The sequence below is a fragment of the Chryseobacterium salviniae genome, from assembly GCF_035819015.1.
Taxonomy (GTDB): domain Bacteria; phylum Bacteroidota; class Bacteroidia; order Flavobacteriales; family Weeksellaceae; genus Chryseobacterium; species Chryseobacterium salviniae.
This window is the reverse complement of the sequence record NZ_JAYLAA010000020.1, coordinates 23,005-37,571: the sequence shown is the minus strand read 5'-3', so window position 1 is coordinate 37,571 and position 14,567 is coordinate 23,005. Positions and strand designations below refer to the sequence as shown.

General features: G+C 39.7%; 10 protein-coding genes. 2 read left to right on the top strand and 8 right to left on the bottom strand.

The window, feature by feature from the left end; genetic code table 11:
• Positions 1 to 12: 12 nt before the first annotated feature.
• On the top strand, positions 13 to 2,283 hold the full coding sequence (locus tag SOP96_RS05685) for a multicopper oxidase family protein (RefSeq protein WP_013632652.1): 2,271 nt from the start codon (positions 13 to 15) through the stop codon (positions 2,281 to 2,283).
• A gap of 43 nt (positions 2,284 to 2,326) precedes the next feature.
• On the opposite strand, the gene SOP96_RS05680 is transcribed toward SOP96_RS05685, so the two are convergent.
• From SOP96_RS05680 to lon, 8 genes are all read right to left on the bottom strand, one after another.
• A complete protein-coding gene (locus SOP96_RS05680; RefSeq protein ID WP_326320075.1) occupies positions 2,327 to 3,205 on the bottom strand; it encodes an ORF6N domain-containing protein in 879 nt (292 codons plus the stop codon).
• Entirely contained in the window at positions 3,195 to 5,288 is a 2,094-nt protein-coding gene (locus tag SOP96_RS05675; protein WP_326320074.1) for a type IA DNA topoisomerase, read from the bottom strand. Before SOP96_RS05675 ends, SOP96_RS05680 begins: the two co-directional genes overlap by 11 nt.
• 6 nt (positions 5,289 to 5,294) lie before the next feature.
• On the bottom strand, positions 5,295 to 6,746 hold the full coding sequence (locus SOP96_RS05670) for a DUF3945 domain-containing protein (RefSeq protein ID WP_276285187.1): 1,452 nt from the start codon (positions 6,744 to 6,746) through the stop codon (positions 5,295 to 5,297).
• Positions 6,747 to 6,831: 85 nt separating this feature from the next.
• A complete protein-coding gene (locus SOP96_RS05665; protein ID WP_002978404.1) occupies positions 6,832 to 7,140 on the bottom strand; it encodes a helix-turn-helix domain-containing protein in 309 nt (102 codons plus the stop codon).
• 12 nt (positions 7,141 to 7,152) lie between these two features.
• On the bottom strand, positions 7,153 to 7,506 hold the full coding sequence (locus SOP96_RS05660; protein WP_024566644.1) for a helix-turn-helix domain-containing protein: 354 nt from the start codon (positions 7,504 to 7,506) through the stop codon (positions 7,153 to 7,155).
• 249 nt (positions 7,507 to 7,755) lie between these two features.
• Complete coding sequence (locus tag SOP96_RS05655) at positions 7,756 to 8,601, bottom strand: RteC domain-containing protein (protein ID WP_066434899.1); 846 nt, start codon at positions 8,599 to 8,601, stop codon at positions 7,756 to 7,758.
• Between the two features lie 326 nt (positions 8,602 to 8,927).
• Positions 8,928 to 9,485, bottom strand: a complete 558-nt coding sequence (locus SOP96_RS05650) for an AI-2E family transporter (protein WP_326320073.1) — start codon at positions 9,483 to 9,485, stop codon at positions 8,928 to 8,930.
• Between the two features lie 165 nt (positions 9,486 to 9,650).
• Positions 9,651 to 12,056: an endopeptidase La gene (gene lon, locus SOP96_RS05645; RefSeq protein ID WP_326320072.1), complete on the bottom strand. Its 2,406-nt coding sequence runs from the start codon at positions 12,054 to 12,056 to the stop codon at positions 9,651 to 9,653.
• 258 nt (positions 12,057 to 12,314) lie between these two features.
• Between lon and SOP96_RS05640 the strand changes: the two genes are divergently transcribed.
• The gene (locus SOP96_RS05640; RefSeq protein WP_326320071.1) at positions 12,315 to 14,462 is read left to right on the top strand and encodes a peptidylprolyl isomerase; all 2,148 of its coding nucleotides are present in this window, start codon (positions 12,315 to 12,317) and stop codon (positions 14,460 to 14,462) included.
• Positions 14,463 to 14,567: the final 105 nt, after the last annotated feature.

Here is a 14,567-nt window from a genome sequence, read left to right as displayed (position 1 = left end):
AAAAATATCAAAATGAATATACCCATAAATAGTAAAATAAGGTTGCTGCAAGCAGTATTTATACTGTTATGTTCGCAATCCCTATTTGCACAGAAAGTAGTGCATTACGACTTGTATGTAAAAGATACGCTTGTCAACTATGCAGGAAAAACAAAAAGAGCCATTGCCGTAAATGGGCAAATACCTATGCCCACGCTCACATTTACAGAGGGCGACACTGCCGAGATTGTAGTGCATAACCAGTTAAAAGAAAGTACATCACTGCATTGGCACGGCGTATTTTTGCCCAACAAAGAGGACGGTGTGCCCTGGCTTACACAAAAGCCTATTGAAGCCGGAGCAACATACACCTATCGTTTTCCAATTATCCAACACGGAACGCACTGGTATCATTCCCATTCAGGTTTGCAGGAACAGATTGGAATGTATGGCAGTTTTGTAATGAAAAAGCGGGATGACGACAAAACCTTTAGAAAGGGCATTGATGATTTGCCTACCGTACCCATTATTTTAAGCGAATGGACAAATTATAACCCCAACAACATTAACCGAATGTTGCACAACGCCAATGATTGGGCAGCTATCAAAAAAGGTGCAACACAATCTTATGCAGAAGCTATTAGAGAAGGGCATTTCAAAACCAAATTAACCAACGAATGGAAACGTATGTTGGCAATGGACGTAAGCGATGTGTATTATGACAAAATATTAATTAACGGAAATCATACTACCGATTTAAAAACCGTTGACGGCAAAATACTAAAAGCAGGTGATAAAGTAAGGTTAAGAGTTTCAAATGGTGGCGCATCCTCTTACTTTTGGTTACGGTATGCCGGAGGTAAAATTACCGTAGTAGCCAATGATGGTAACGATGTAGAACCTGTTGAAGTAGATAGGTTAATTATAGGAGTTTCTGAAACATACGATGTCGTTGTAACAATCCCCGAAGAAGGTGTTTCTTATGAATTTTTAGCCACTACTGAAGACCGAACACAATCAGCCAGTTATTTTTTAGGTAATGGTATCAAACAATTAATTTCCCCACTGCCCAAATTAAAATATTTTGAAGGGATGAAGATGATGAACGATATGATGAAGATGAATGGTGATTTGGACGATATGGGAATGAAAATGAGCCTGAACCAAATGGATATGAACGTGGTAATGTATCCCGAAATTACAGGAGAAGCCAATCAAAAGCAAGACCATAGCCAACACAATATGAATATGGATAACGACCCCAATCGTTACAATGCAAATGCTTTAGGAGAAATTAAAACCCTAAACTATGCAATGTTGCAATCGCCCTACAATACTTCACTTCCCAAAGATGCACCCGTAAAAGAACTAAAATTTACACTTACCGGAAATATGAACCGCTATGTGTGGAGTATGGATAACAAAATTCTTTCAGAAGTTGATAAAATTCCTGTAAAGAAAGGAGAAATTTTACGCATCACCATTTACAATAACTCAATGATGCGACACCCAATGCACCTGCACGGTTTCGACTTTAGAGTAATTAATAGAAAAGGCGAAAAATCACCACTGAAAAATGTGTTAGATATAATGCCAATGGAAACAGATACCATTGAATTTTTGGCAAACGAAGAAGGAGATTGGTTTTTCCATTGCCATATCCTATATCATATGATGTCGGGGATGAACAGGGTTTTTGCTGTGGATGACTATAAAAATCCAAACTTACCCAACAAGAAACAAGCATACAATAAATTACAGAGAGAGAGCAATATGCCACATTTTATGGCACAGAACGATTTTGCAACCAATGGTAATGATGGCGAGGCAATGTTTCAAAATGCAAGATGGAGTTTAGGCACAGAATGGCGTTTAGGTTACAATGATATGCACGGTTACGAAGTAGAAACACATTTAGGAAGATACATCGGAAAAATGCAGTGGTTTATGCCATTTATAGGCTTTGACTGGCGTTACCGTAAAATGGGAATAGATGAACACGAAACCAATTTATTCGGGCAGAAAAACGAAAAAGATACACGTAGAGCCTTTAGTTTAGGTTTTATGTACACCTTGCCAATGTTAGTCAATTTTCAGGCAGAAGTATATCACGATGGTATCGTTCGCCTGTCTTTAATGCGAGAAGATATACCAATTTCAAAAAGATTAAGAGCTGGTTTTATGGTCAATACCGATATGGAATATATGGCAGACTTGAAGTATATCATCAATAAGAATATAGGTATTCGTACACACTATGATAGTGATATGGGCTTGGGTATAGGGCTGTCACTAAATTATTAAGGATTATGCACCATTCCCCTCCGAAATATCGGAGGGGATTTTTTTACTTGTTTAAAATCTGCAAAACTCTACCAAGTTCAATATCCATTCTTGAAAAGGCAAACCAATTTTTGCCCAGGTCTTTGAGCGATGCCCCGATATGGTAGAGTTCTGAATGGTCAATAATCAAAAAACGGTCGTGGGCATCAGAAAACACTTCAATGTCTATCGGAGGATATTGGCTATTGTAGCGTTGTAAATCTAATCGTAGCTGATTACTGATGCTTTTGGTAAGGATTGTAGCGGTTACAGTAGTCTTACGCTTACCCAACAAAGTAAGCACCGTATCATCCACATAATTATCAAGCAAGATAATTGAGCTTTTGGCACTTCGGATAATATCGGAAACAAAGGCGTAGGCATCAAATACCTGCCCATTGTAGAAAATACCTTTCTCGCTGTACAGCTTGTCGCTTTCCAAAGCCTTAAAAATCTCTTCAAATTTTTGGTCGGCTTCCAGTTGCTTTAATTCGATATTATCCAAACGATGGAACAAAGAAGCGTTGCTAATGAGCATTTTTCGCATTTCAACAAAAGCATTCATTATTTCCACACTCATTTTAACGGCTATATCAGAACGGAGTATCGCAGAAGCCATTGCAACCCCCTGTTCAGTAAAAGCATAGGGCAAATAACGCCTGCCACCGTAGCTTAAACTTGAGGTTCCAAATTGGAACCTCAAGTTTTCAACTTCCGCTTCGGTCAGTTGAAAGCAAAACGAAGCAGGAAACCTTTCGATATTTCTTTTTACGGCTTTGTTCAGGTTCTTTGTTTCTACCTGATATAAAGCGGCAAGGTCGCTATCCAGCATCACTTGCTTATCACGTATGGTATAAATCAGGTTTCTGATTTCCATTGGGTTAACGGCAGGCTTATTTTCCATTACGTTTACTGCTTTTGTTTTTCTCAAACTCAAAGGAGCTTTCCGCATTTTCTTTCAGGATGATGTACGCATCGAATTTCTTTCCGGCTTTGCTTGTCATTCCTTTGATAAGAGAGGTTTTGCCTTTATTGACAAGGCTTGTTATGTTTTCGATACTGATTTGTACACCGCAGACGGTGCGGAACTGTACCCAGTTACAAGCCTCATCAGGGCATTTCACAATTTTGTCACGGATAATGAGTTGCTGACTTTTACATTTCGGGCAGGTCAGTTTCGGCTGATTGGTGCTTGCAATAGAGGTTTGCAGCAGTTCATCGGTAATGGATTTCGCATAGGTTTCCATTTCCTTTTGGAATGTTCCGGCATCCGCTTCGTTGTTCTCGATTTTCTGCAATGCCAGTTCCCATTCGGCGGTCATTGCCACATCCGCAATTTTCCGGTCTTTAACAAGCCCGTACACCTGTAATCCTTTTTCAGTAGGGATTAAAGAACGTTTATCCCGTTGGATATAATTGCGGGTAAACAGGGTTTCGATAATGGCGGCTCTTGTTGCAGGAGTACCGATACCGATATTTTTGAGGGCTTTTCGTTCTTCCTCGTTCTCGATTTCTTTCCCTGCGGTTTCCATAGCCGACAAAAGCCCGGCTTCGCTGTAAAGCACTGGCGGTTTGGTCTGCTTTTCCAAAACGGCGGCTTCCTTTATGGCAAGTTCGTCGCCTTTATGCAGTTCAGGTAATTCCTGCACTGGTTCTTCGCCATCGTCTGTAAAACTCCCTTTGATGGAACGCCAACCTGCTTCCTGAATTTTACAGCCTTTTGCCATAAAGTCGTAATGCAATACCTGTAATGATACATCGGTTATTTCTTTGACACAGGCTTGTGATATGGCTTCGAGCAATCGAAGCGCAATCATATTGTAAATCTTGTTTTCGTCTGCATTAAGTACCGACGGCACTTTGTCCGTAATCAACAAACCGTGATGGTCCGTTACACGGAGGTCATTCACGATACGTTTGTTGAACCGTCCCCATTTGATTTTGGTTAGAGCTTGCTTGCAATCTTCCCGGTTCTGCAAAGCCCGCACAAGGTTTGGAATTTCTGCCCACATATCTTCAGGGATGTATTTGCTTCCGGTACGTGGGTAAGTGATAAACTTCTTTTCGTACAGGCTTTGTGCGATATTGAGCGTTGCTTCAGCAGATAATTTCAGCCTTTTATTGGCTTCCTTTTGTAAGCCTGTCAGGTCGAAAAGCAAGGGCGGTTGTTCTGTAACGCTTTTGGTTGCTGCTGATGTAACTGTTGCCTTTGTACCACGCTGAATAGCTTTAAGGGTATCATCGGCAAGCTGCTTTTCTTCCCATTTGGTTACGGAAATGCTTTTGAAATCAACCTGCGCTTTATTGTGCGATAATTGTATCTGCCAGTATTTCTTTACCGTGAAATTCTTATTGTCGAGGTAGCGTTTACATATCAAAGCCAGTGTGGGCGTTTGTACTCTTCCGAGCGAATAGATACCATTGCCTGCGGCTATGCTCAATGCCTGTGTAGCATTGATGCCCACAAGCCAATCGGCTCGGCTTCTGCCTTGTGCCGCCTGATGCAATCCGTCAAATGCTGCCCCGTCTTTTAGATTATCAAAGCCTTGTTTTATGGCTTTTTCGGTAAGCGAACTTATCCAAAGGCGTTCAAAGGGTTTGTTGCATTTAAGGTATTCGTAGATATAGCGAAATATCAATTCGCCCTCACGTCCTGCATCGGTAGCAACAATAATGCTGTTGCTACGGCTAAAAAGCTGTTCGATAACTTTCAGTTGCTTTAATGCGCCAGTATCGGCAGTGTACTCTTTGTCTTTTTTGACCTTGCGGACGGTCAATAAAAAAGGGTTGGGCAATATCGGCAGGGATGCTTTATCAAATCCCGAAATGCCGTAGTCTTCGGGCATTCCCAGTCCTATTAAATGACCGAATGCCCACGTAACAAAATAGCCGTTACCTGTCAGGTAGCCGTACTTTTTATCGGATGCTCCCAACAAGCCGGCTATTTCCCTTGCTACGCTTGGTTTTTCTGCAATAATTGTTTTCATACTGTATTACATTTTTCTGCCTTTGGATTTTGCAGGCTTATTGTCCTGTTGTTCCTGCTGCTTTTCATTTTTCGGTCTTTGCTGCCCGGACTTTAAAGGCTCTTGGACGTTCTTGGTTGCTTCGTTGGTTTTGCCCTCTGAATTGACAGCAGTCTGTGTTTTATGGGCTTCGGTGGGTTTTACCCTTTCCTTATAGTGGTTAGGAAACTCAAAATTGGTCTTTCCTGTATCCTTATTGAAAGTGATATAGCCCTGATAAGGTTGCCCTTTTTTATCTTTTAATCCATCAATGTAGATAGTTTGACCTGCTTTGAAATCCTTATGTTGCTCATCGGTTAGTTCTTTACCACGGAATGTTTTCGGGGCTTCCTGTGGTTGGCTTTGTTGGGTGTTCTGTTGGTTCGTTTGCGCTTGCTGATTGTTATTGCTTCTGTCAAACAGGAACTCAACGTATCTTTTGTCAGCATTGAATTGTACCGTTGCCGAAAACTCCGTTCCCTTAGTGGAAGTCATACCCTCTAAATAGAGTGGTTTTCCCTCCATCAGCGTTTGCTTTTGTTCGTCATTCAGCTTTACGCCCTTAATTTCATCGGGAATTTTGATAAACTCCGTGCGCAATGCAATCACATCATTGGTCAGCCTGTCAATGCTGATAATGGACGGCATCAGTTCGCCCGTTTTGGAATTTACCAAATTGACGACACGCCCCATATTGCCCGTTTCGAGCAGGTTTTTCTTGTCTTCGTCCGTAAACTTGTGACCGAAAAACTCAAAATGCAGGTTAGGTTCTCTTTTGATACCGTGTATTGCCACGATAACATTGCCGTCTTCCGCTTGCTGCAAAGACAGGCGGGCATCCGTGCGGAGGATAGAACCACCGAGGTTAATTCCTATCGGTAAAAGTTCATTGGTTTTGTAACCACGTAACAAAGGGTCGAGCAGATTTCTTTTTTCAAGATACTCTTTGCTTAATCCGAGGTTTTTCATTGTGTCCCAATCAACCTGCTCCGGCTTGTAGCGGTATTCGCTTGCTTCCGTTGTTGTTTGTGCTGTTGCCATATTATTTTGATTTTCTTGTTTTTTATCCGGCTGGGGTTCTGCTTTCACTTCGTGTTCTTTCAGTACTTTTTCGCCCTGTGGAGTGGGCTTATTTAAGTGCTTTTGCAATTCCTGTGCTTTTTCAGCAGCAACAGGGGCAGGCACTTTGAAGAAAGTAAAGTTTGTAGGGTTCTTTAACTGGCTCAAAAAATTGGAAAAGAAGTTGGAAAAGAAATCGCCCCCCTTATCCACACGCATAAACTGGTTTTGGTTCTTTTTGGTGGGGTCAACGGTCTCCATTTTTCCGTTTTCGTCGATACTTTTTACCGCCTGGATTTTCATTTTCTCTTTATCCAGTACGAGTAATATGTCCGAAAACTGTTCGGGCATTTCCTGTTTATTTGTTGTTTCTTCGCTCATAGTCTGAAAATTTTAAAATTTCACGCTCGAATGTAAAGGAAGCCTTCACTGATTTGCTCTATGTGGCACTCAAAGGCAGTGTTTGTCACTTATTGGCATCCAGTTTGGGCAAGGGCGGGTTAAAACTTTCCCTGATGAACTGATGCACATCGGACAGTTTGTAATACAGTTTTCCGCTAATGGTATAATATGGGAGCTTGCCTATGGAGCGATACCGTTGCAGGGAACGGTTACTTATTTTCAGCATTTGCAATAAGTCCTGATTATCCAGTAATTCTTCGCCGTCTATGCTGTTGCGCTTCTTTTGTAAATCGTCTATGTGGTTGCCGAGAATGTCAAGCCTGTCCATTATGCGTTCCATCCACGCCACAAATTCCATTTTGTCGATATTCATACGGGTACGCTTTTAATTATTACCTGATTTCAGTTTTCTGCCTTTCTCGATATAGCTTTTGCCTTTCGCCATAAGCTGCTCCACATATTCATCGGTGGTCTGCACGGCGTTAGCGTTAAGCATTTCCTTAATCGCACCAATCGTATAGTAATACTGCCCGTACATTTTTGAAAAGGCTATCTGCCCGTTGGTACGCATACGCCACAATGTTTTTTCGCTGATGTGGAGATACTGGCAGACTTCGTGATTGTTGAGCCACAAACTATCGTAGCTTGTATCTTCCAGTTTGAGGATATATTCGCTAATGGCTTTCAACCGTTCATTGAGGTGCTTCCACACTTCTTCGTCAACTGTTATAATATTCATTGCACTGCTGTTTAATGTTCACAGGACAAAATTCAGAAGTGTGGCAGTGTTTGTCTGCCAATGCTTACCCATTGGTTTGGCACTTTTTTGAAAATTTTTACAATGAGAAAAACCCTTGTTTAATAAGGGTTTTAGCGGGGTTGGGATATTTTACGGTAGCCTTTTGCCAACATTTGCCAATTGGCATATATGGGCAAACAAAAAGCAGTACACAAAATGTACTGCTTTAAAACACCTATGCTGATACAGCTAAAGGTCTTTATCCATATATTCTTCGAGGGAAATTTTGAGTTGGTCTAAAAACGCTGTCCGGGAGCCTGCCCTTGTTTTCATTCGGTGGAAAGAATGATGTATATCGTTTAAGGGAGTTCGGAATAAGATTTGAAAAATCAATGCTAATTTTCTGATACCTATTTTACCGTATGCAATAGATTTGGAAGCATACAGGGCGTAAATCAATTCAATAAGCGCATTTTGTGAATTAGTCCACGAAATGTCTTTGTGTGTATCTCCGTTCATTAAAATGGTATCGGGATTTTTTTCGGGGTTAATTTTAGTAAGCATATAGGTGTAAAGTAATTCATTCGCTATAATGTGGGCTATTTTGTTATCAAAGTATGTGGAGAAACTTAGGTCGATTTCAAACACGCCACTCTTTAACCCATCGTGGTAATTGATTTGTCCGAGCCTGAAATAAATATGGTCACGGTCTGTTCTGTCAGCACGGTAGTATCTGTAAAAATCCTCATTGCAAATGCTTTCTTTATATTCTGATTTGAGGGCTTTTAATTGGTTCTCATAATAGCTTTGATGTATTTTGCCATTGCTGACAGGGCAGGTAGTTTCTATACGGAATACTTTGTTATAGTAAATGAGCTTCCCTAATATTTGCGGTTTAATATTCTTGAAAAAGTCAATCTCACGGTGTTCGTCTTTAAACCCATCTTGTAAGACGTTGGTCTTTATGGTACACAACATCTCCTTTAGGAATAAAGTCATTTGGTAAGCCTCATCCGCAGTTTGCATCATTTGAGAAGATAACTTGTCTTCTTGATGTCTAATTTCTGATAATATTTTACTCAACACGATTTCCATAGCATAGTCTTTTAGAGGGCATCACTACTTGTTTCGGAGTTGCGACTGTTGTTGTTATGCCAAAATTTGGAATTAATATTGAAACCAATCTCACAGTTTCCCCCATATTGGGAAAGATTTTTTTAAGGAAGTATATAAATTGAAAAGGTAAAAACAAAAAAAAAGGGATAAGTACAATAAGACTATACCCTTTATTTATTAAATTTGCTTCAATGATTTACAAGGTAATCAGATGAAAACGAGTGCAGTAAGCACCATTACTAAATCGTTACCGATAGCACTTCCGGTTCTTGTAAACTACTCTTTATTAGCCACTTTGGGCTATATTAATCTTTTTCAATAAAAACATTAACAATGAAGTTGTTCAGAATTCTTCTGTAATTTAAAATAAAAATAAAAAAGAGAATAAAGAATGCTAAAAATCCTAAACCGGTAGAAAAAATTCCGAGTGTAAATCCTAAAATAATGCCTGTAGAAGATAATAGTTTTTTCACACCTTCATCCAAATAGGCAAACTGCTCATCAATATTTACATTAAATGTCCTGGAAACCCATCTTTGCAGATCATTAAAAACATGCGTCGCCTGCTCGGTAAGCTGGGGAATGTCTTTGCTGAAACTTGAAATCTGGGAACCAAAGAAGAAGATGAGGCTGGTAACAACAATCAGCAAAATCATCACGGAAAAAATGGTAGAGAATGATCTTGGAAATTTTAATTTCTGCTCCAGGAAATTGGCAAACGGCAAAAAAATCATGGACATGAGGAATGCTAAAAAAAACGGGGCAAGAATACTTTCGCCCAAATCCAGAAGGTATCCGAGACCAATAATGGAAACCACAATAAGGGTAAGCTTTACAAGAAAAGGAAGCCGGAGTAAATTCATAATTTTTTCTGTTGTATAAAAATAATAAAACACTCTGAATTGAAGCGTTTTAATAAGTAATTTATTTTAATGGTTTTAGGATAAGAAAATTCCATGCCCATTTTTGTATTCAATAAAAAACACATCCCCTTTGAGATGTGTTGATATAAATATGTAAACCATTATTTACTTTTCAATAGCCAGTTCAAGCACTTCATTCATCCAGCTTACATAATGAACATTAAGGTTTCTCAGATAATCTTTTTTGATTTCTTCTACATCTTTTCTGTTGGCCTCACAGAGGATCACCTCCTTAATTCCTGCTCTTGTTGCCGCAAGCAGTTTCTCTTTGATTCCGCCTACGGGAAGCACTTTTCCTCTCAACGTAATCTCGCCGGTCATGGCAAGATGAGGTTTCACTTTTTTATTTTTGAATGAAGAAACCATTGAAGTCAGCATGGCAATACCGGCAGATGGGCCATCTTTGGGAGTTGCTCCTTCGGGAACGTGAACGTGAATATTCCTTTTTTCAATATCATCCTGCGAAATCCCCAGATCATCATGTTTAGCCTTGATATATTCTAAAGCAATTGTTGCAGATTCTTTCATTACCGTTCCCAGGTTTCCCGTCATGGTAAGCGAACCCTTTCCGTTGCTGATAATGCTTTCAATGAAAAGAATATCTCCGCCTACGCTTGTCCAGGCAAGTCCGGTTACAACGCCGGGAACATCAGTAAGTTCAGATAGGTTTTTTGGTCTTGGAACGCCCAGAATTTCATCAATTTTTTCGATGGAAATTTTAGGATCATATTCTTTCACCAGAGCTGTTTGCAGAGCTGCCCAACGTGCAATGGCGGCAAGCCTTTTTTCAAGGCTTCTTACGCCGCTTTCGGAAGTATGCGCCTCAATAATATGCTTCAATTCGTTATTTCCAAGCCTGAATGATTTGAAGTCCAATCCGTTTTCTTCCTGCTGTTTCTTGATTAAATGTCTTTTGGCAATCTCAATCTTTTCTTCCAGAGTGTATCCTGCGATCTGAATAATTTCCATTCTGTCGAGCAAAGGCGTCTGAATGGTGGAAAGAGAGTTTGCTGTCGCAATAAACATTACTTTGGACAAGTCGTAACCCATCTCCAGGAAATTGTCGTAAAATGATTTATTCTGTTCAGGATCAAGAACTTCCAAAAGTGCGGAGCTTGGATCTCCGTGCATTCCTTTTCCTACTTTGTCGATCTCATCCAGAACTATCACGGGATTGGATGTCCCTGACTTTTTAATAGACTGAAGAATTCTTCCTGCCATTGCTCCGATATAGGTTTTTCTGTGACCACGGATTTCACTTTCATCGTGCAATCCACCCAGGGAAACCCGTACGTATTTTCTTCCCAACGCATCGGCAACGGATTTTCCAAGAGAGGTTTTACCAACGCCCGGAGGGCCTACCAAAAGAAGGATAGGAGATTTCATGTTGTTTTTAAGCTTTAAAACAGCCATGTGTTCCAGGATTCTTTTTTTGATGTCTTCCAGTCCGAAATGGGCTTTTTCTAAAATTTTCTGGGCTTTTTCTATGTCAAAAGTATCTTTTGTATAGATATCCCACGGAAGATCCGTGAAAAAGTCAAGATAATTTCTCTGTACGTTATAATCCGGAGAATTAGGATTCTGACGCTGTAGCCTGTTGATTTCTTTTTGAAAATGCTCTTCAACCTCCTGGCTCCATGTTTTCTTTTTTGCTTTGGCAATAAGTTCTTCCACATCACTTTCGGGTCCGCCCCCAAGTTCCTCCTGGATGGTTCTGATCTGTTGATTCAGGAAATATTCCCGCTGCTGCTTATCAAGATCTTTTGAAGTTTTCTGGTGAATCTGATTTCTCAGTTCCAGTTTCCTGAAATCTTCGTGCATCATTTCATAGCATTTATTAGCCCTTTCCATAAGGTTTTTCTCTTCAAGCAGTTTTTGCTTTTCAGTGGAAGGAAAGTTGGCATTGGTGCAGATGAAATTCAGCAGATCATCATTATTGTTAATGTTTTTTATAGCAAAATTGGCAGCATTCGGAATATTCGGATCGAGTTCGATAATCTTTAAAGCAAGATCTTTCACATTTTCAAGCAATGCTTCATATTCTTCTTTGTTTTTTGGCTTTGCATCTTTCAGTTTTGAAATTTCAGCTTTAAAATAAGGCTGTGTTTCGACGATTTTTTTTATCTTAAATCGATGAAAACCTTTGGTAATAGCAGTGATGTTACCTTCCGGGAGTTTTATGATTTTAATAATTTTCGCCAGGGTGCCTACCTGAAAAATGTCTTTCTCAGAAGGCTGTTCAAGATCAGAATTTTTCTGGCTTACGATTCCTATAAAATCGCCGTTTTTTTGTGCCTCCTCAAGAAGCTGTATGGATGTTTTTCTTCCGGCTGTAATAGGGATGACCACATTCGGGAACATCACCATATTTCTTACGGGAAGAATGGGAAAGATCTTCTGTTCGGAATTTTTCTCTGTTTCGGAAAGATCAGAAAGGTTGATCTCTTCGGCTACAATATCAAATCCGTCGCTTATCATTTCTTCTAAACTTATATCTTCAAACTCTGTCATAGTAATCGAATGACAAATTGTCATTGTCGTTTTAATTCGTTAGCGTAAAACTTTATAATATATGCTGAAAATAGTATTGCATATAAAGTGCTGGTTAATGACACAAGAGCTATGCCATTTGTTTTTTGCTAAAAAATACGGTCAAAATTTCCTTTTTTAGAAAAATTAATTTTAAAAATTAAAATAAAGGACTTGGATTTCCGTAATTTCTTAAAAATGTGTATTTTCGCAACCTGATAAAAAACTATAATATATATAATGGCAATTTTAGGACAAATTAGGAGTAGACCTTGGCTATTGATGGGAATGATTGCACTGGCGCTTTTGGCGTTCCTTGTAAACCCGGAGAGTATTGAGAAGGTTTTCGGTAGAAATCCTGATGTTTTAGGAAAAGTAAATGGTGAGAAGATTACCCGTGAAGAGTTTAACGACCAGCTTTTCGTACTGCAGCAGCAGGCAGATCAGCAGAGACAGCCAAAGAACGGTCTTGAAGAGCAGGCTTGGCAGCTGCTGGTACAGTCTAAGCTTATCAAACAACAATTCGAAAAAATGGGCTTCGAAATGACGGAAGATTATTTCTGGAATCAGCTTCAGTATGATCAAATGTTTGCTCAGCAGAAACAGTTTTTCGATGAAAAAGGAAACTTCAAGACTCAGGAACTTAAAAAACAGATCGAAGATATGAAGGCCGGTTCTCCGGAAGGATACAACCAGTGGATGAAAACCAGAAAGTCAATCGAATACAGATTGATGGCAAGACAGGTTTTTGCTAATATTTCTCAGGGAATTACAACCGGTAAAAAAGAAGCTGAAACATTAATGAAGCAGAGAGATCAGCTGGCTGATATTGATTTCGTTAAAATTGATTATGCAACTTACCTTCAGAAAAACAATATTAAAGTTACTACTGAAGATCTTGCCAACTATATCAAGCAACATCCTGTGATGTTTAAAGCTGAAGAAAGCAGAAATATCGGAATCGTTTATTTCCCTTCCCAGCCAAGTGCCTCGGATGATGCAGCCACACAGAAAGAAATCAACAAATTGTTCTCTGCGGGAACTGATGCAAGCGGCGGTACCGAAAATTTCCAGAATACAAAGAACGACTCTATGTTCATTATGGCGAATTCTGATATGCCTTTCAATCCTCAGTATGTAAAACCAGATCAGTTGCCACAGACCATTCAGTCCCAGATTCCATCGGCAGCTATCGGGCAGACTTTCGGTCCTTATAAAGAACAGAATTTTTATGTAGTGTCTAAACTTTTAGATAAAAAGACTTCAGACTCTACCTTATCAAGACATATCCTCATTGCTTTTAAAGGAAGCCCTGCAGGAGAAGGTGTTACCAGATCAAAAGAGCAGGCTAAAAAACTCGCAGATTCTATTGGTGGCATTGTAAAAGCGAATCCGGGTAAATTTACAGAGTTCCTGAAATTATCAAATGACCCGAATTCTGCCGCCCAGGGAGGAAGCCTTGGATGGACAACTCCGGAAACTCCTTTCGTTCCTGAATTTCTTACCTATCTTGCCAATAATCCGAAAGGGGCAACAGGTGTGGTAGAAACTCAGTTCGGATATCATATCATCAATATTGAAGATAAAAAACCGGGAGCAATGAGCTACAAGGTTGCCAATCTTGTAAAAGCAGTGAAGCCTTCTGATGCTACGGAAGCTGAAGTAAACAAAAAAGCCAGCCGATTCGTTCAGCAGGTTCAGGGGAAATCTTTCAATGATTTCGTAAACATTGCTAAAAAGGCAAATTATCAATTCTCAAATCCAAAACAGGCTAAAAGATTTGACGGTCAGCTACAGGGCTTAGGAACAGAAAAGGATCCTGAAATCCTTGCATGGGCATTTGATAAAAAGAGAGAAAAAGGAGATACCGAGTTATTTACCGTAGACGGAACAGGAGATAAAATCGTAGTATACCTTAATGGCAAGCAGGAAAAAGGTACCGCAGATCCTGAATCTGTAAGAGATCAGATTGAAGTAGTAGTGAAAAACAAACTTGCTGCAAAACAGATTTCTGAGAAAATCGGAAAAGCAGGAAGCCTTGACCAGATTGCCAAGCAATTCGGAACTACAAAACAATCTGCACAGGTTAATCTGTTAAATCCTTCAGTAGGAGGTTCTATGGAGCCTAAAGTTGCAGGAGCAGCGTTCGGAGTAGTAAAAGGTAAAATTTCTAGTCCGGTTGAAGGAGGAACAGGAGTTTATGTTTTAGTGAAAAAGAGCGAAACAGTAAACAAACAACCCGGAGACCTTAAGCAATTTACAGAATCTGTTACACAGAGAAATTCAGGAATGTTCGGACAAGCTTGGTTAAAAAGCTTACAGGATAATGCTGATATCGAAGACTACAGAATTGAGATCTGGAATAAATTAGGTTCTCAGCAGCAATAGAATTATTTTCATAAAGATAAAAAGCGGCAAAGTTTTTGCCGCTTCTTTTGTGTCTAACGAGGAGCATTAAAGAAAAATATTCATTTAAATGTATTATATTTGCTC

Coding starts and splice junctions, on each gene's coding strand:
- SOP96_RS05685 (WP_013632652.1), top strand. CDS start 13: ATGAATATACCCATAAATAGTAAAATAAGGTTGCTGCAAGCAGTATTT.
- SOP96_RS05680 (WP_326320075.1), bottom strand. CDS start 3,205: ATGGAAAATAAGCCTGCCGTTAACCCAATGGAAATCAGAAACCTGATT.
- SOP96_RS05675 (WP_326320074.1), bottom strand. CDS start 5,288: ATGAAAACAATTATTGCAGAAAAACCAAGCGTAGCAAGGGAAATAGCC.
- SOP96_RS05670 (WP_276285187.1), bottom strand. CDS start 6,746: ATGAGCGAAGAAACAACAAATAAACAGGAAATGCCCGAACAGTTTTCG.
- SOP96_RS05665 (WP_002978404.1), bottom strand. CDS start 7,140: ATGAATATCGACAAAATGGAATTTGTGGCGTGGATGGAACGCATAATG.
- SOP96_RS05660 (WP_024566644.1), bottom strand. CDS start 7,506: ATGAATATTATAACAGTTGACGAAGAAGTGTGGAAGCACCTCAATGAA.
- SOP96_RS05655 (WP_066434899.1), bottom strand. CDS start 8,601: ATGGAAATCGTGTTGAGTAAAATATTATCAGAAATTAGACATCAAGAA.
- SOP96_RS05650 (WP_326320073.1), bottom strand. CDS start 9,485: ATGAATTTACTCCGGCTTCCTTTTCTTGTAAAGCTTACCCTTATTGTG.
- lon (WP_326320072.1), bottom strand. CDS start 12,056: ATGACAGAGTTTGAAGATATAAGTTTAGAAGAAATGATAAGCGACGGA.
- SOP96_RS05640 (WP_326320071.1), top strand. CDS start 12,315: ATGGCAATTTTAGGACAAATTAGGAGTAGACCTTGGCTATTGATGGGA.